The 14,840-nt window shown below is 72.6% G+C and carries 17 protein-coding genes; 11 read left to right on the top strand and 6 right to left on the bottom strand.

Going from position 1 to position 14,840, the window contains the following annotated elements; translation table 11 throughout:
* Positions 1-93 precede the first annotated feature (93 nt).
* The 3 genes from JKV81_RS08960 to JKV81_RS08950 are packed head-to-tail and all read right to left on the bottom strand — an operon-like array spanning position 94 to position 2,386.
* On the bottom strand, positions 94-954 hold the full coding sequence (locus JKV81_RS08960; RefSeq protein WP_124274073.1) for a 5-oxoprolinase subunit C family protein: 861 nt from the start codon (positions 952-954) through the stop codon (positions 94-96).
* Entirely contained in the window at positions 951-1,586 is a 636-nt protein-coding gene (locus JKV81_RS08955; RefSeq protein ID WP_202075366.1) for a 5-oxoprolinase subunit B family protein, read from the bottom strand. Before JKV81_RS08955 ends, JKV81_RS08960 begins: the two co-directional genes overlap by 4 nt.
* 50 nt (positions 1,587-1,636) lie before the next feature.
* Complete coding sequence (locus tag JKV81_RS08950) at positions 1,637-2,386, bottom strand: LamB/YcsF family protein (RefSeq protein WP_099174063.1); 750 nt, start codon at positions 2,384-2,386, stop codon at positions 1,637-1,639.
* Positions 2,387-2,552: 166 nt separating this feature from the next.
* Here JKV81_RS08950 and JKV81_RS08945 point away from each other — a divergent pair, with 166 nt between their 5' ends.
* The 6 genes from JKV81_RS08945 (at position 2,553) to JKV81_RS08920 (ending at position 8,373) form a co-directional block, all read left to right on the top strand.
* The gene (locus tag JKV81_RS08945; protein ID WP_129264911.1) at positions 2,553-3,281 is read left to right on the top strand and encodes a GntR family transcriptional regulator; all 729 of its coding nucleotides are present in this window, start codon (positions 2,553-2,555) and stop codon (positions 3,279-3,281) included.
* A gap of 227 nt (positions 3,282-3,508) precedes the next feature.
* A complete protein-coding gene (locus JKV81_RS08940) occupies positions 3,509-4,240 on the top strand; it encodes a DUF969 domain-containing protein (RefSeq protein WP_124274071.1) in 732 nt (243 codons plus the stop codon).
* Complete coding sequence (locus JKV81_RS08935; protein ID WP_129264910.1) at positions 4,237-5,205, top strand: DUF979 domain-containing protein; 969 nt, start codon at positions 4,237-4,239, stop codon at positions 5,203-5,205. Before JKV81_RS08940 ends, JKV81_RS08935 begins: the two co-directional genes overlap by 4 nt.
* 63 nt (positions 5,206-5,268) lie before the next feature.
* Positions 5,269-6,309: a DUF2891 domain-containing protein gene (locus tag JKV81_RS08930; RefSeq protein WP_202075338.1), complete on the top strand. Its 1,041-nt coding sequence runs from the start codon at positions 5,269-5,271 to the stop codon at positions 6,307-6,309.
* A 78-nt stretch (positions 6,310-6,387) separates the two neighbouring features.
* Positions 6,388-7,065 (top strand): HD domain-containing protein, encoded by a 678-nt coding sequence (locus JKV81_RS08925; RefSeq protein ID WP_124274068.1) that lies wholly within the window; start codon positions 6,388-6,390, stop codon positions 7,063-7,065.
* 72 nt (positions 7,066-7,137) lie between these two features.
* Complete coding sequence (locus tag JKV81_RS08920) at positions 7,138-8,373, top strand: Cmx/CmrA family chloramphenicol efflux MFS transporter (RefSeq protein WP_202075365.1); 1,236 nt, start codon at positions 7,138-7,140, stop codon at positions 8,371-8,373.
* On the opposite strand, the gene JKV81_RS08915 is transcribed toward JKV81_RS08920, so the two are convergent.
* Both JKV81_RS08915 and JKV81_RS08910 read right to left on the bottom strand, forming a co-directional pair.
* Positions 8,324-8,596 carry a DUF4031 domain-containing protein gene (locus tag JKV81_RS08915; protein WP_124274066.1) on the bottom strand — a complete coding sequence of 91 codons (273 nt, stop codon included), beginning with the start codon at positions 8,594-8,596 and terminating at the stop codon, positions 8,324-8,326. The two genes, JKV81_RS08920 and JKV81_RS08915, sit on opposite strands and share 50 nt — an antisense overlap.
* The gene (locus JKV81_RS08910; protein WP_129264906.1) at positions 8,593-8,961 is read right to left on the bottom strand and encodes a DUF8819 family protein; all 369 of its coding nucleotides are present in this window, start codon (positions 8,959-8,961) and stop codon (positions 8,593-8,595) included. Before JKV81_RS08910 ends, JKV81_RS08915 begins: the two co-directional genes overlap by 4 nt.
* Before the next feature lie 103 nt (positions 8,962-9,064).
* On the opposite strand from JKV81_RS08910, the gene JKV81_RS08905 reads away from it, so the two are divergent.
* From JKV81_RS08905 to JKV81_RS08895, 3 genes are all read left to right on the top strand, one after another.
* On the top strand, positions 9,065-9,982 hold the full coding sequence (locus tag JKV81_RS08905) for a MurR/RpiR family transcriptional regulator (protein WP_099174072.1): 918 nt from the start codon (positions 9,065-9,067) through the stop codon (positions 9,980-9,982).
* A gap of 79 nt (positions 9,983-10,061) precedes the next feature.
* Complete coding sequence (gene murQ / locus JKV81_RS08900) at positions 10,062-11,030, top strand: N-acetylmuramic acid 6-phosphate etherase (RefSeq protein ID WP_202075337.1); 969 nt, start codon at positions 10,062-10,064, stop codon at positions 11,028-11,030.
* Between the two features lie 35 nt (positions 11,031-11,065).
* Entirely contained in the window at positions 11,066-12,580 is a 1,515-nt protein-coding gene (locus JKV81_RS08895) for a PTS transporter subunit EIIC (protein WP_129264904.1), read from the top strand.
* 55 nt (positions 12,581-12,635) lie between these two features.
* Here the strand turns inward: JKV81_RS08895 and JKV81_RS08890 are convergent, their stop codons facing one another.
* Positions 12,636-13,772 (bottom strand): FAD-dependent oxidoreductase, encoded by a 1,137-nt coding sequence (locus tag JKV81_RS08890; protein WP_129264903.1) that lies wholly within the window; start codon positions 13,770-13,772, stop codon positions 12,636-12,638.
* 91 nt (positions 13,773-13,863) lie between these two features.
* Here JKV81_RS08890 and JKV81_RS08885 point away from each other — a divergent pair, with 91 nt between their 5' ends.
* Entirely contained in the window at positions 13,864-14,538 is a 675-nt protein-coding gene (locus JKV81_RS08885; RefSeq protein WP_129264902.1) for a TetR/AcrR family transcriptional regulator, read from the top strand.
* Positions 14,539-14,625: 87 nt separating this feature from the next.
* Positions 14,626-14,793: a DUF5670 family protein gene (locus JKV81_RS08880; protein WP_124274063.1), complete on the top strand. Its 168-nt coding sequence runs from the start codon at positions 14,626-14,628 to the stop codon at positions 14,791-14,793.
* Positions 14,794-14,840: the final 47 nt, after the last annotated feature.

The raw sequence follows: 14,840 nt of genomic DNA, 5'->3' as shown, positions 1-14,840 counted from the left end.
GGCGGGCTCGGTCACCTCCTGTTGGCCGATGCCCGCATCCGGGTTCCCGTTCCTCCCATTGTCCGTACGGGGCGTCATCCCCCGTACGGCGCGTCACGCCTCCACGAAGCGCACCGGTGTCCCCGGGGCCGCCTGCGCCGCGCCCGCCAGCGCGGCTTCCGCGACCACACCCACGACGGGGTAACCCCCGGTCGTCGGATGGTCGTTGAGGAACACCACCGGAAGCCCGTCCGGCGGCACCTGGACCGCGCCCAGCACCATGCCCTCGCTGGGCAGTTCACCGTCCCGGACGCGCCGCAGGGCGGGCCCCTCCGTACGCAGCCCGATGCGGTTGCTGCGCTCCGAGACCCGGTACCCGGCGGTGGTGAGCGTGCGCAGCGCCTCCTCGGTGAACCAGCCGTCGCGCGGGCCCCGGTGGAGCGGCAGCACCAGCTCGGCGGGCGCACCCGGCCAGGGCACGGTGTCGGCGCGGGGTGCCCCGCCCGGCCGGCCCAGCGGCAGGCGGTCCCCGTCGCGCAGGACGGGCGGGCCGAGCCCCGAGAGCAGGTCGGCGGACCGGCTGCCGAGCACCGGCTCGGGCTCCAGGCCGCCCGCGAACGCCAGATAGCCGCGCAGCCCGTGCACCGCGGGCCCGGCCTCCAGCACCGCGCCCGGGGGCACCCGCACGGGCGCGCCCCAGGCGGCCGGGCGGCCGTCCACGGTGACCCGGCAGCCCGCCCCGCCGACGACGGCGTACACCGGCCGGGTGCCGGTCACGCGGACCGCGCACCCGGTGAGCGTGGTCTCCAGCACGGCCGCTTCGGGGGCGTTGCCGACGAGCCGGTTGGCCAGCCGCCGGGCCGGTTCGTCCAGCGCCCCGGCGCGGGGTACGCCGAGGTGCGCCCAGCCGGTACGGCCCGCGTCCTGCACGGTGGTCAGGGCGCCGGCCCGGACCACTTCGATCGCCGGGCTCATCCGGTCACCCCCGTCGGTACGAAGCGCACGCGCGCCCCGGGGCCGAGCAGCGCGGCGGGTTCGCGTCCCGGGTCCCAGAGCGCGTCCGGTCCGGGCATCCGGCCGATGATCTGCCAGCCGCCGGGCGAGGTACGCGGATAGACCCCGGTGTACGGCCCGGCGAGGGCCAGCGCCCCGGCCGGCACCCGGGTCCGGGGCGTGGCCCGGCGCTCCACGCTCAGGTGCGCGGGCAGACCGGTGAGATAGGCGAAGCCGGGCGCGAACCCGCAGAAGGCCACCCGGAATTCCGCACGGGCGTGGATGCGCGGCACCTCGTCGACGGCGACGCCCCACGCCTCGGCCACATCGGCGAGGTCCGGGCCGTCGTAGACGACGGGTATCTCGACGGCCTCCCCCGCGCCCCGGCTCAGCGGCGGCACGGTCCACGACGGCATCCGCCCGGCGAGCGTCCGGTCCTCCACCCCGTCGAGCAGCACCGTGCGGGCGCCGGGGACGATCTCGCGTACGGCGGGGAGTTCACCGGCGGCCCGGCGGCGGAGCAGCTCCGCGTGGAAGGCCTCCGCGTCCTCGCCGGAGTCCAGTTCCACGAGCAGGGCGCGGGGGCCCGCCTCCAGGACCCGGATGCCGCGCACCCGGTCGGTGACCGCTCGCGCGGCGCTGTCGGCGTCCGCCCGGCCGGCGCTCACGCGAACGCCCGCACGCTGACGCCCGCCTCTTCCAGCGCCGTCCGCACCCGCAGGGCGAGCGCGGCGGCACCGGGGGTGTCCCCGTGGACGCACAGCGACCGGGCGGCGACCGCTATCCGGCTGCCGTCCACCCCGGTCACGGCGCCGTCGACGGCCATGCCGACACTGCGGCGTACGACCTCGTCCGCGTCGTGCACCACGGCGCCGGTCTCGCCCCGTGGCACGAGCGTGCCGTGCGGGGTGTACGCGCGATCGGCGAAGGCCTCCTCGACGGCGGTCAGGCCGGCGGCCTCCGCGTGGGCGAGCAGCCGCGACCCGGGCAGCCCGAGCACCGCGGGCCGGCCGCCCGCGAGCAGCACGCCCGCGACGACGGCGGCGGCCTGCTCCTCGTCCCGGACGACCCGGTTGTAGAGCGCGCCGTGCGGTTTCACGTACGAGACGGTGGACCCCGCCGCCTCCGCGAAGACCCGCAGGGCGCCGATCTGGTAGGCGATCTCGGCGGTGAGCTCGGCCGCCGGTACGTCCATGGCGCGCCGCCCGAACCCGGCCAGGTCGCGGTAGGAGACCTGGGCCCCGATGCGTACGCCGCGCTCCGCCGCCGCGTCGCAGACCCGCCGCATCACGGAGGCGTCGCCCGCATGGAAGCCGCAGGCCACGTTGGCGCTGGTGACACAGGTCAGCAGCGCCTCGTCCTCGGTGAGGGTCCAGCGCCCGAACCCTTCGCCCAGGTCCGCGTTGAGGTCCATCGTCCGTACCGGGCGCGTCACACTCATCAGATCCGTCACGGGCGCACGCTAGCGATTGTTCAACAATCTGACAAGAGCCCGCCCGCCGCCTGAGACCCCGTACGGTTCACTGAAACACTGGACACAACTGAACACAGCTGACGGAACACCAGGCAAGGGGCGGGGCATGGCGGGGACGACGGCCGGCGGGACGAACGGCGGCGGCGCACCGGATCTCTCGGAACTGGCGACGCACAGCGCCTCCCTGAAGCGCTCCGGCACGGCCGAGCGGGTCGCCGTCGTCCTGCGGGACCGGATCACCGAGGGGTACTTCCCGCCGGGCAGCCGGCTGTCCGAGGAGAGCATCAGCGGCGCACTGGCCGTGTCCCGCAACACCCTGCGCGAGGCGTTCCGCCTGCTGTCGCACGAGCGCCTGCTGGAGCACCGGCTCAACCGGGGCGTCTTCGTCCGCATCCTGGCCGTGGACGACCTGATCGACATCTACCGGGTGCGGCTCCTCGTCGAGTGCGCGGCCCTGCGCGCCCTGGGTGAGCCGCCGTTCGACCTGACGGCGGTCGAGGCGGCGGTCTCGACGGGCGAACAGGCCGCGCTGCGGGACGACTGGGCCGCCTGCTCCACCGCCAACATCCGCTTCCACCAGGCGCTGGCCGGCCTGGCGGACAGCCCCCGCACCGACGAGCTGATGCGCAACGTCCTCGCCGAACTGCGGCTCGCCTTCCATGTGATGGCCGACCCCCGCCGCTTCCACGAGCCCTATCTCACCCGGAACCGGGAGATCACGGACAGACTGACCAAGGGGGACGCGGCCGGCGCGGAGCGGATGCTCGCCTTCTACCTGGAGGACTCCAGGCGCCAGCTGGCGGAGGCGTACGCACAGCGGCTCACCGAGCGCTGACCCCGATCGTTCCCTGATCTCCCCGTCGCCCGCAGGCCCGCATTCCGCCCCGAATGCAGGCACATCCGGACAAGCAATCCCTCACCCCACTCTTCGGAACTGCCGATTCCGATCCATGTAGCTCACACTCTTGTGGGATTGTTGAACAAGACCCTAAGGTCTCGCGTACCAACCCCGTCTGGTCAGGACCGTGCACCGCCACGTCCTGCGCGGAAGAAGGCCGACGCGTGATCGTTCTCCTCGGCGTGCTCGTGGTGATCCTCGGATTCGCCACCCGCCGCAATCCCCTCCTCGTCGTGGGTGTCGCAGGCATCGTCACGGGGCTGCTCGGCAAGATGTCCCCGCAGGAGGTGCTGGCCTCCTTCGGGGAGAGCTTCGCCTCCGCGCGTTCCGTGACGGTCTTCGTCATCACGCTGCCCGTCATCGGGCTCCTGGAGCGCTACGGGCTCCAGGAGCAGGCCCGTACGCTCATCGGCAGGCTGGGCAAGCTGACCACCGGCCGTTTCCTGACGCTCTACCTGCTGATCCGGCAGCTCACCGCCGCCGTCGGCCTCACCAGCATCGGCGGCCCCGCGCAGAGCGTGCGGCCGCTGATCGCCCCGATGGCCGAGGCCGCCGCCGAGACCAAGGCGGGCGGTCCCCTACCGCAGAAGCTGCGCGAGAAGGTCCGCTCGCACGCGTCCGGTGCCGACACCATCGGTGTGTTCTTCGGTGAGGACTGCTTCCTCGCCATCGGGTCGATCCTGCTGATCACCGGCTTCGTGAACTCCACGTACGACCAGCACCTCGAACCCCTGCACCTGGCGATGTGGGCGATCCCCTCCGCGATCTGCGCCTTCCTGATCCACGGGGCCCGCCTCCTCAACCTGGACCGGCAGCTGGAGCGCGAACTCGCCGTCGCCGCAGCCGAGAACGACCTGACGGCACACGCCGGGCTCCGGACGGAGGACGCCAAGTGATCAAGTCCGAGTACTTCTTCTGGCTGGTCGGCGCGGTGTTCCTCGTCATGGCCGCGCAGATGGCCGTGGACCGCACCAACCCCAAGCGCTTCGGCTCCGCCGGCTTCTGGGGTCTGCTGGGCGCCGCGTTCTTCTACTCCACCGGGGTCGTCGACAAGTCCCTGCCCGCCGAACCCCTGGGCGTCGTCGTCCTGGTCCTCATCGTCCTGGGCGGCTTCGGCCTCACCGGCAAGGGCGCCCCGCACACCCCGCCCCGTGAGAAGCGCGTCGCCTCGGCCGCCCGCTTCGGCAACAAGCTGTTCCTCCCGGCGCTCACCATCCCCGTGGTCGCGATGATCTGCGCGACGCTCGTGAAGAGCTGGAAGATCGGTGGCGAACCGGTCCTGGAGCCGGGGTCCGAGACCATTCTCGGCCTGGGCGTCGGTGCGATCGCCGCCCTGGTCGTGGGCATGCTGCTCCTGCGCGAGCGGAAGCTCTCCGTGCCGCTGCACTCCGGCCGCAACATGCTCGAATCGATGGGCTGGGCGCTGCTCCTGCCCCAGCTCCTCTCCGTGCTCGGCTCGATCTTCCAGACCGCCGGTGTCGGCGAGCAGGTCGGCAGGATCACCGAGGCCGTGCTCCCGGACGGCCAGCGGCTCGTGGCCGTGGCCGTCTACTGCTGCGGCATGGCGCTGTTCACCATCGTCATGGGCAACGCCTTCGCCGCGTTCCCCGTGATGACCGCCGCGATCGGCTGGCCCGTCCTCATCGAGCAGATGAACGGCAACGCGCCCGCCGTCCTCGCGATCGGCATGCTCTGCGGCTTCTGCGGCACGCTCGTCACGCCGATGGCCGCCAACTTCAACCTGGTCCCCGCGGCGCTCCTCGAACTCAAGGACCAGTACGGCCCGATCAAGGCCCAGCTCCCCACGGCCGCGGCCCTGCTGGTCTGCAACGTCGCGATCATGGCCCTCTTCGCCTTCTGACCCGCCCGACTCCTCCCGCCGCGCTGTGCCTTCCGACCCGAACCACCCCCTGGAGTGACCCCGATGTCCCCCGCGCTCCCCGCCGCGTACGCCGTCCCCTTCGCGGAGCTGGCCCTCGCCAACGTCGTACGCGAATACCCCAACGCGCCCGCCCACCTCTACGCCGGACCCGAGGAGCTGGTCGCGCCCCGCACGCTGCACCCCGCGTTCTACGGGGGCTACGACTGGCACTCCACGGTGCACATGCACTGGCTGCTCGTCCGCATCGTGCGCCGCTTCTCCACCACCGGCGATCTTCCGGCGACCCTCACCACCCGGATCCGCGAGGTCCTCGACAGCCATCTGACCCCGGAGAACATCGCCGTCGAGGCGTCCTACCTGCGCGGCCGGCCGCACTTCGAGCGCCCCTACGGCTGGGCGTGGCTGATCGCGCTCGCCGGTGAGTGCCGGACCCTCGGCACGCCCGACGGCGACCGCTGGGCCGACGCGCTGGCCTCCGGTGTGGCAGCGGTCGGCGACCTGCTCGGCGGCTGGCTGCCCAAGGCGACCTATCCGGTGCGGCACGGCGTCCACAACAACAGCGCGTTCGGCCTCGGCCTGATCCTGGACGCGGGCCCGGCGGCCGGGCTGCCGGCGGCGGTCCTGGACGCGGCGGCGGACCGGCTGCGGACCTGGTTCACGGACGACCACGACGCGCCCGCCCACTGGGAGCCCTCCGGCCAGGACTTCCTCTCCCCCGCGCTGGCCGAGGCGGACGCGATGCGGCGGGTGCTGCCGGTCGCGGAGTTCCGTACCTGGATCGCCGGCTTCCTGCCGGACCTGGTCTCCGCCACGCCCGACTCCACGCTGCTCGAACCGCCGGTGGTCTCCGACCACGCCGACCCCCAGATCGGCCATCTGCTCGGCCTCACCCTGAGCCGGGCCGCCGCCCTGCGCTCGATCGCCGGCGCGCTCCCGGACGGCCCGGGCCGCACCGCGCTGCTGGCCTCCGCGGAGGCCCACCTCGCGCGCGGTCTGCCGACGGTGTCCTCCGGGGACTTCTCCTCCGACCACTGGCTGGCGACGTACGCGGCCCTGGCCCTGGACACGGCGCCCGGCCACTGAGCGACGCGTCCCGGCCCCGCCGCGAGCGGGGCCGGGGCGCACGCCGTGCGCGCGGGGCGTACGTCCTACTCTCGGCCTATGAGCGACAGCGCCCCCGACACGGCCCCCGCCCCGTCCGACGACACCTCCGCGCTCCGTGGCCGCTGGAGCGAGGCCCTGAGCGCCGCGCGCGGCGGGGCGGGCCCCGACCCGCTGCCCTACGCGGACAACCTCCTGGAACGCTGGGCCGAACCCCAGCGGCGCTACCACACCACCGCCCACCTCACGCAGGTCCTGGACCGCGTCGACACGCTGGCCGGCCACGCCGCCGACCCGGACCTGGTGCGCCTCGCCGTCTGGTTCCACGACGCGGTCTACCGCCCCGACCGCTCCGAGAACGAGGAGCGCAGCGCCGCCCTCGCCGAACGCGCCCTGCCCGAGGCCGGTGTCCCCGACGCGGCGACGGCGGAGGTCGCCCGGCTGGTCCGGCTCACCGTCACGCACGACCCGGCGGACGGCGACACCAACGGCGAGGTGCTGTGCGACGCGGACCTCGCGATCCTCGCGGCGGCCCCCAAGGAGTACGCGGCGTACGCGGCCCAGGTGCGCGAGGAGTACGGCTTCGTCCCCGACGAGGCGTTCCGCGAGGGGCGGGCCGCCGTCCTGCGGCAGCTGCTGGAGCTGCCCCGGCTCTTCCGCACCCCGCACGGGGCTGCGCAATGGGAACCCAGGGCGCGGCAGAACCTGACCACGGAACTGGAGCTGCTCACCCACTGAGACAGGGGAATGACAGGGACTACGGCGCTGTTGGCCACTGTCATGCCCGACTCTGTTTCCAGCCGCTCCCGCATGCCGATGGCCGTGTACATCCTCGGCCTCTCCGTCTTCGCCCTCGGTACCAGCGAGTTCATGCTGTCCGGGCTGCTGCCGCCCATCGCCGAGGACATGGACGTCTCCATACCGAAGGCCGGACTCCTCATATCCGCCTTCGCGATCGGCATGGTGGTCGGCGCCCCGCTGCTCGCCGTCGCCACACTGCGGCTGCCACGGCGTACGACGCTGATCGCGCTCATCTCGGTCTTCGGACTGGGCCAGGTCGCGGGCGCGCTGGCCCCGACGTACGACGTGCTGTTCGTGTCCCGGGTGGTGAGCGCGCTGGCGTGCGCCGGCTTCTGGGCGGTCGGCGCGGCGGTCGCCATCGCGATGGTTCCGGTGAACGCGCGGGCCAGGGCGATGGCCGTGATGATCGGCGGGCTGTCGATCGCCAATGTGCTGGGGGTGCCGCTGGGCGCCTTCCTCGGGGAGAGCTTCGGCTGGCGTTCGGCGTTCTGGGCGGTGGGCGCCGCGTCCGCCGTGGCCCTGGTCGGTGTCGTCACCCGCATCCCGCGCATCCCGCTGCCGGACGAGAAGCCGCAGCTCAAGCGGGAAGTGGCGATCTACAGGGACCGGCAGGTCTGGCTGTCCATCGTGATCACGGCCCTCGCGGCGGGCGGTGTGTTCTGCGCGTTCAGCTATCTCGCGCCGCTGCTGACGGACGTGGCCGGGCTCAGCTCGGGCTGGGTGCCGTGGGTGCTCGCGCTGTTCGGCGTCGGCGCGCTCATCGGTACGACGATCGGCGGCCGGGTCGCGGACGCGCACCTCTTCGGTGTGCTGCTGAGCGGCATCAGCGCCTCGACGGTCTTCCTGGTGGCCCTGGCCCTCTTCGCGTCGAACCAGGTCGCCGTCGTCGTCCTGGCGTTCCTGCTGGGCCTGTCGGCGTTCTACACGGCCCCGGCGCTCAACGCCCGGATGTTCAACGTCGCGGGGGTGGCCCCGACGCTGGCGGGGGCGACGACCACGGCCGCGTTCAACCTGGGCAACACGAGCGGGCCCTGGCTGGGCGGTGCGGTCATCGACGCGGACTTCGGCTTCCGGGCCACGGCCTGGGCGGGTGCCGGGATGCTGCTGCTCGGCCTGGTGGCCGTGACGGTGTCGCTGCGGCTGGGCGGCGGAGGCACGCCGTCCCGGCGCGTCGCCGCGAGCACTCCGGCCCACCTCATCCCGGAGCAGGCCGCCCCTTCGGCCGCCGCAGCCCCGCGTCCGTGAGCCGGCGCACGATCTCCTTCGACCCGACCTCCCGCGCCCCGGCGCGCACCGCGTCGGCGTAACGCGCCTCGGGCACGTCGTAGTGGTCGCGCTCGAAGGCGCGGGGCGGGCAGCCGATCGTGGCGGCGAAGGCGTGCAGCTCCTCGAACGACGCATCGCTGACCAGGTGCGACCACATGCGGCCGTGCCCCGGCCAGGTCGGCGGGTCGATGTAGACGGTCACCGGCCGAACACCTCGGCGAGCGACCCGACCCGGGCGACGGACACCGTGGCCTTGGTGCAGACCCAGTGCGGGTCGGGTCCGAGCTCCGGCTCGACGTCCAGCGCGTGCGGCCCTTCCTCCGTGCACACCGGGCACAGCGGCCAGCGCCCGTACTCTTCGAGAAGAGCGTCCTGGACGTCCTGCGCCACGAGCCCCGTGACGAAGGACACGCCCTCGGGCCACTGCTCGACCCACCACCGCCGGTGGGCCACCGCGTCCTCGACCATCGAGACGATGCCGGCCTCGGCCACGTCGCCCGCGACGAGGTCGGCCATCACCAGCGCACGCGCGGTGTGCAGCTCCTGTTCCAGGTTGTTCAACTCCATGGCCCCATTGTCCCCCGGCCGTCCACCGGCCCGGCCTTGATCCTTCAGAGGTAGGGACCAAAGGGGGGTTGACGGGATTCGTCGGTGAAAATATCTTTCAAATGTGACCCATGACGTGAAGGAAAGTTTCAACGCGGACTCCCCGCCCGCCCCCGCGGCGCTCGCGGCCAAGGTGCGGACGCTCGCTCCGTCCATGACCCGTTCCATGCAGCGGGTCGCCGAAGCGGTCGCGGGGGACCCCGCGGGGTGTGCCGCCCTCACCGTCACCGGTCTCGCCGAGCTCACGGGCACGAGCGAGGCGACCGTGGTCCGCACCGCCCGCCTCCTCGGCTACCCGGGCTACCGCGACCTGCGCCTCGCGCTCGCCGGCCTCGCCGCCCACCAGCAGTCCGGCCGGGCGCCCGCCGTCACCGCCGACATCGCGGTCGACGACCCCATCGCGGACGTCGTCACGAAGCTGGCCTACGACGAGCAGCAGACCCTCGCCGACACCGCCGCCGGTCTCGACACGGTGCAGCTCGGCGCCGCCGTGGCCGCCGCCGCCACCGCCCGCCGCATCGACATCTACGGCGTCGGCGCGTCCTCCCTCGTCGGCCAGGACCTGGCGCAGAAGCTCCTCCGCATCGGCCTGATAGCCCACGCCCACATGGACCCGCACCTCGCCGTGACCAACGCGGTGCAGCTCCGCTCCGGCGACGTGGCCATCGCGATCACCCACTCCGGCTCCACGGGCGACGTCATAGAGCCGCTGCGCGTCGCCTTCGACCGGGGCGCGACGACGGTCGCGATCACCGGCCGCCCGGACGGCCCGGTCTCGCAGTACGCCGATCATGTGCTGACCACGTCCACGGCCCGGGAGAGCGAGCTGCGGCCCGCCGCCATGTCGAGCCGCACGAGCCAGCTCCTCGTCGTCGACTGCCTCTTCATAGGGGTCGCCCAGCGGACGTACGAGACGGCCGCCCCCGCCCTGTCCGCCTCGTACGAGGCGCTCGCCCACCGCCACACCCCGCGCAGCCGCTGACCACGGCCACCCGCACCCGCACCCGCACCCGCACCCGCACCCGCGAACCGTACGAGCACGAGAAAGCAGAGCGCTGTCCATGACCTCCACCACCGACGCGAACGCCGACGAAGCCGCCCCCGGCGGCTACGGCGAACTCCGCGCCCAGCTCGCCACCCTCACCACCGAGGCGTTCCGGCCGGAGCTCGCCGAGATCGACCAGCTGCCGACGCGGGAGATCGCCCGCATCATGAACGGCGAGGATGCCACGGTCCCCGCCGCCGTGGCCGAGAAGCTCCCGCAGATCGCCACCGCGATCGACGCCACCGCCGAGCGCATGGCGCGCGGCGGCCGGCTGGTCTACGCGGGCGCCGGCACCGCCGGCCGTCTCGGTGTGCTCGACGCCAGCGAGTGCCCGCCCACCTTCAACACCGACCCGTCCGAGGTCATCGGCCTGATCGCGGGCGGCCCCTCCGCCATGGTCAAGGCCGTCGAGGGCGCCGAGGACAGCAAGGAGCTGGCCGCCGCCGACCTCGACGCCCTGGGTCTCACCGCCGACGACACGGTGGTCGGGATCTCCGCCTCCGGCCGCACGCCGTACGCCATCGGTGCCGTCGAGCACGCCCGTGCCAAGGGCGCGCTCACCCTGGGCCTCTCCTGCAACGCGGACTCGGCGCTCGCCGCCGCCGCCGAGCACGGCCTGGAGATCGTCGTCGGCCCCGAGCTGCTCACCGGCTCCACCCGCCTCAAGGCGGGCACGGCCCAGAAGCTCGTCCTGAACATGATCTCGACGATCACGATGATCCGGCTCGGCAAGACGTACGGGAATCTGATGGTCGACGTGCGCGCTTCCAACGAGAAGCTGCGCGCCCGCTCCCGCCGGATCGTCTCGCTCGCCACCGGAGCCGGTGACGAGGAGATCGAGGCCGCGCTCGCCGCCACCGACGGCGAGGTGAAGAACGCCATCCTCACCATCCTCGGCGGGGTCGACGGCCCCACCGCCGCCACCCTCCTGGCCGACTCCGACGGTCACCTCCGCGCCGCCCTCGCGGCCGTCCGCACCACCTGACGCACCACTCCCCGCACAGCAAGGCACCACGCACCATGGCTACTGAAGACAAGAACCGCGCCACTGCCGCCGCGATCCTGCCGCTTGTCGGTGGCGCCGCGAACGTCAGCTCGATCGCCCACTGCATGACCCGGCTCCGGCTGGGCCTGCACGACCGTTCCCTCGTCGACGACGACGCCCTCAAGGCCCTCCCCGCCGTGATGGGCGTGGTCGACGACGACACGTACCAGATCGTCCTCGGCCCGGGCACGGTCGCCCGGGTCACCCCCGAGTTCGAGCAGCTGGTCGAGGAGGGCCGGACGTCCGAGGACCCCGCGCCCGTCCACACGGCCGAGGAGCTGGCCGACAAGGGTGCGGCCCTCAAGGCGCAGCAGAAGGCGAAGAACGCCACCCCGTTCAAGCTGTTCCTGCGCAAGATCGCGAACATCTTCGTCCCGCTGATCCCCGCCCTGATCGGCTGTGGCATCATCGCCGGCCTCAACGGCCTCCTGGTGAACCTGGGCTGGCTGACCTCGGTCACCCCGGCCCTGGCGGCGATGGCCTCCGGCTTCATGGCGCTGATCGCGGTCTTCGTCGGCTACAACACGGCGAAGGAGTTCGGCGGTACGCCGATCCTCGGCGGAGCGGTGGCGGCGATCATCGTCTTCCCGGGTGTCGCGAACATCGACGCCTTCGGCCAGACCCTCGCCCCGGGCCAGGGCGGCGTCCTCGGCGCCCTCGGTGCGGCGGTCCTCGCGGTGTACGTCGAGAAGTGGTGCCGCCGCTGGGTGCCGGAGGCCCTGGACGTCCTGGTCACCCCGACCCTGACGGTCCTGATCTCCGGCCTCGTCACGATCTTCGGCCTGATGTACGTGGCCGGTGAGGTCTCCTCCGCCATCGGTACGTTCGCGGACTGGCTGCTCTCCACGGGCGGCGCGGGCGCGGGCTTCCTGCTCGGCGGCTTCTTCCTGCCCCTGGTGATGCTGGGCCTGCACCAGGCCCTGATCCCGATCCACACGACGCTGATCGAGCAGCAGGGCTTCACGGTCCTGCTCCCGATCCTCGCGATGGCCGGAGCCGGCCAGGTCGGCGCGGCCGCCGCGGTCTACCTCCGTCTCCCGCGCAACGAGTCGATCCGCAAGACCATCAGGTCCGCGATGCCGGCCGGTCTGCTCGGTGTCGGCGAGCCCCTGATCTACGGCGTCTCGCTCCCGCTGGGCCGCCCGTTCATCACGGCCTGTGTGGGCGGCGCGTTCGGCGGCGGCTTCGTGGGCCTGTTCAACCAGCTCGGCGACTCGGTCGGCTCCACGGCCATCGGCCCGTCCGGCTGGGCCCTGTTCCCGCTCCTGGACGGCAACCACGGCCTGGGCTCCACGATCGCGATCTACGCGGGCGGGCTGCTCGTCGGCTATGTCGCGGGCTTCGTGGCGACGTACTTCTTCGGCTTCAGCAAGGCGCTGCTGACGGAGTTCAACGTCTCCCAGGAGCCTGCCGCCTCCCCGGTCGCGGCCACCGGTGGCCGTACCACCTCGGACGGCGACTCCCCGGCGAAGGAACCCGCCGGGGTCTGACCACCCGGCCCCTGGCCCACTCCCTCCACCGAGCCGCCCGGTCCTTCCGGGCGGCTCAGTGCTGTCCGCCGGTGAAGAAGTCGATGAAGCTGGTGGGGGCGTTGTCGCCGAGGCAGATGTCGATGATCTCGGAGGCGTCCTCGTAGAAGCGGGCACTGCGCGGGAACATGGCCTGCTCGTAGGCGGCGAGGGCCGCCTCGGTGTCCCCGGGGTGGGCGGCGATGGCCTTGCCGAGCTCGGCGCCGTCGTACATGGCGAGGTTGGCGCCGTCGCCCGAGGGCGGCATGAGGTGCGCGGCGTCGCCGATGAGCGTCACCCCGGGGACGCGGTCCCAGCGGTGCCCGTCGGGGAGGGTGTGGATCATGCGGGCGACGGGGGCTGTCTCGCCGTCGGTGATGAGGGCGGTGAGCTCGGGCGCCCAGCCTTCGAACTCGGCGGCGATCCGGGCGCCCGCGGCCGCCGGGTCGGTGAAGTCGGTGTCGGCGATCCACTCGGCGGAACGGTTCAGCTCGACGTAGGTGTGCAGGACGTTCCCCGCCTCGCGGTGGGCCACGATGCCCTTGCCGGGAGCGAGCGCGTACATGGCGCCCTCGCCGACGGCGGCGGCCGTGGCGGCGTGGCGCCGGTCCACGTCGTGGAGGTAGGTCTCCACGAAGGTCGTGCCGATGTACGAGGGCTTGGCGTCCGAGAGCAGCGGCCGGACCCTGGACCAGGCGCCGTCGGCGCCGACCAGGAGGCCGGTGGTGACGGTGGCGCCGTCGGTGAAGGTCACCTCGTGGCGGCCGTCGCCGAGGGGGCGGACGCCGGAGACCTTGCGGCCCCACCGCACGGTCCCCTCGGGCAGGGAGTCGAGCAGGATCTGCCGCAGGTCGCCGCGCAGGACCTCGGGGCGGGTCATCGAGCCCTCGCCGGGGATGTCCAGCAGCAGCTTGCCGTCCTGGTCGAGTACGCGTGCGGCGTCGGCGCCGGCGTGGATGATCGCGAGGAACTCCTCGGTGAGGCCGGCGTCCGCGAGGGCCCGCTGGCCGTCCTCCTCGTGGATGTCGAGCTGGCCGCCCTGGGTGCGGGCGGCGGCCGAGGGGTCGGACTCGTAGACGGTCGCGGCGATGCCGTGGACGTGGAGGACCCGGGCGAGGGTCAGGCCGCCGAGGCCGGCGCCGATGATCGTGACGGGGGTCGTGGAGGTTGTCATGGGGTTCCTTCCGGGACGCACGGGGAGCTTCTGGAACGTTGTTCCATGCCTCTAGATTGGAACAGCGTTCCAGTCGTGTCAAACTGTCCCCATGGCGACCAGACCGCAGCAGTCCCCCCGGCGTACCGACGCGCTCTCCAAGGAGCGCATCGTCGAAGCCGCGATCGAGATGCTCGACGCGGGCGGGGAGAAGGCGCTGACCTTCCGAGGCCTGGCGGCGCGCCTGGCCACCGGGAGCGGGGCGATCTACTGGCACGTCGCCAACAAGGACGAGCTGCTCGCGGCGGCCACCGACGACGTCATCTCCCGCGTGGTGACGGACGTGGCCGGGGACGCGGAGCCGAGGGACGCGATCAGGGCCATGGCCCTGGGCGTGTTCGACGCGATCGACATGCACCCGTGGGCAGGCGTCCAGCTCTCCCGCAGGCCCTGGCTGGTGGCGCTGCCCCAGCTCTTCGAGGGGTTCGGCAGCCAGCTGGAGGCGCTCGGCGTTCCCGAACGCGTGCTGTTCGACTCCACGTCCGCACTCGTGGGCCATGTGCTCGGCGCCGCCGGGCAGAACGCCGCGAACGGCCGCCTCTACGCCGAGGGCACGGATCGTGCGGCCGTCCTCGGTTCGGTCGCCGAGGAGTGGGCGCGGCTCGACCCCGCGCGGTTCCCCTTCGTGCACCGGGTGGCGGCACAACTGCCCGAGCACGACGACCGCGAGCAGTTCCTGACCGGCGTCGACCTCTTCGTCACGGGCATCGTGACCGCCCGCGCGTAGGCCCTCACCAGGCACGGAAATTAAGTTTCCGATCAGATGTGTAGAGGAAATGGTTCAGGGCACCAGCTGTTTCGGAGGTTGATAACAATGGTTCCCCTGCTTCTCGTTCTTCTGCTCGCCCTGATCCTTTTCGGTGCCGGTTTCGCACTCAAGGCACTCTGGTGGATCGCCGTGATCGTGCTGATCGTCTGGCTCGTCGGGTTCTTCGCCCGGTCGAGTTCCGGCGGCAAGCGTGGCCGGTGGTATCGCTGGTAGACCACTCCTACCAGCACTGATGCGGGCGGCTCAGGACCCCATGGTCC

The sequence above is a fragment of the Streptomyces silvae genome, from assembly GCF_016745505.1.
GTDB classification, from domain to species: Bacteria; Actinomycetota; Actinomycetes; order Streptomycetales; family Streptomycetaceae; genus Streptomyces; species Streptomyces silvae.
The sequence above is the reverse complement of the archived record's forward strand: the minus strand, read 5'-3'. Positions and strand labels throughout refer to the sequence as shown.

Excerpts from the sequence above, each read along its gene's own strand:
- JKV81_RS08945 (WP_129264911.1), top strand. The coding sequence starts at position 2,553 with ATGGCGGGGACGACGGCCGGCGGGACGAACGGCGGCGGCGCACCGGAT.
- JKV81_RS08950 (WP_099174063.1), bottom strand. The coding sequence starts at position 2,386 with ATGGACCTCAACGCGGACCTGGGCGAAGGGTTCGGGCGCTGGACCCTC.
- JKV81_RS08960 (WP_124274073.1), bottom strand. The coding sequence starts at position 954 with ATGAGCCCGGCGATCGAAGTGGTCCGGGCCGGCGCCCTGACCACCGTG.
- JKV81_RS08925 (WP_124274068.1), top strand. The coding sequence starts at position 6,388 with ATGAGCGACAGCGCCCCCGACACGGCCCCCGCCCCGTCCGACGACACC.
- JKV81_RS08880 (WP_124274063.1), top strand. The coding sequence starts at position 14,626 with ATGGTTCCCCTGCTTCTCGTTCTTCTGCTCGCCCTGATCCTTTTCGGT.
- JKV81_RS08930 (WP_202075338.1), top strand. The coding sequence starts at position 5,269 with ATGTCCCCCGCGCTCCCCGCCGCGTACGCCGTCCCCTTCGCGGAGCTG.
- JKV81_RS08885 (WP_129264902.1), top strand. The coding sequence starts at position 13,864 with ATGGCGACCAGACCGCAGCAGTCCCCCCGGCGTACCGACGCGCTCTCC.
- JKV81_RS08910 (WP_129264906.1), bottom strand. The coding sequence starts at position 8,961 with ATGGAGTTGAACAACCTGGAACAGGAGCTGCACACCGCGCGTGCGCTG.
- murQ (WP_202075337.1), top strand. The coding sequence starts at position 10,062 with ATGACCTCCACCACCGACGCGAACGCCGACGAAGCCGCCCCCGGCGGC.
- JKV81_RS08890 (WP_129264903.1), bottom strand. The coding sequence starts at position 13,772 with ATGACAACCTCCACGACCCCCGTCACGATCATCGGCGCCGGCCTCGGC.
- JKV81_RS08920 (WP_202075365.1), top strand. The coding sequence starts at position 7,138 with ATGCCGATGGCCGTGTACATCCTCGGCCTCTCCGTCTTCGCCCTCGGT.
- JKV81_RS08895 (WP_129264904.1), top strand. The coding sequence starts at position 11,066 with ATGGCTACTGAAGACAAGAACCGCGCCACTGCCGCCGCGATCCTGCCG.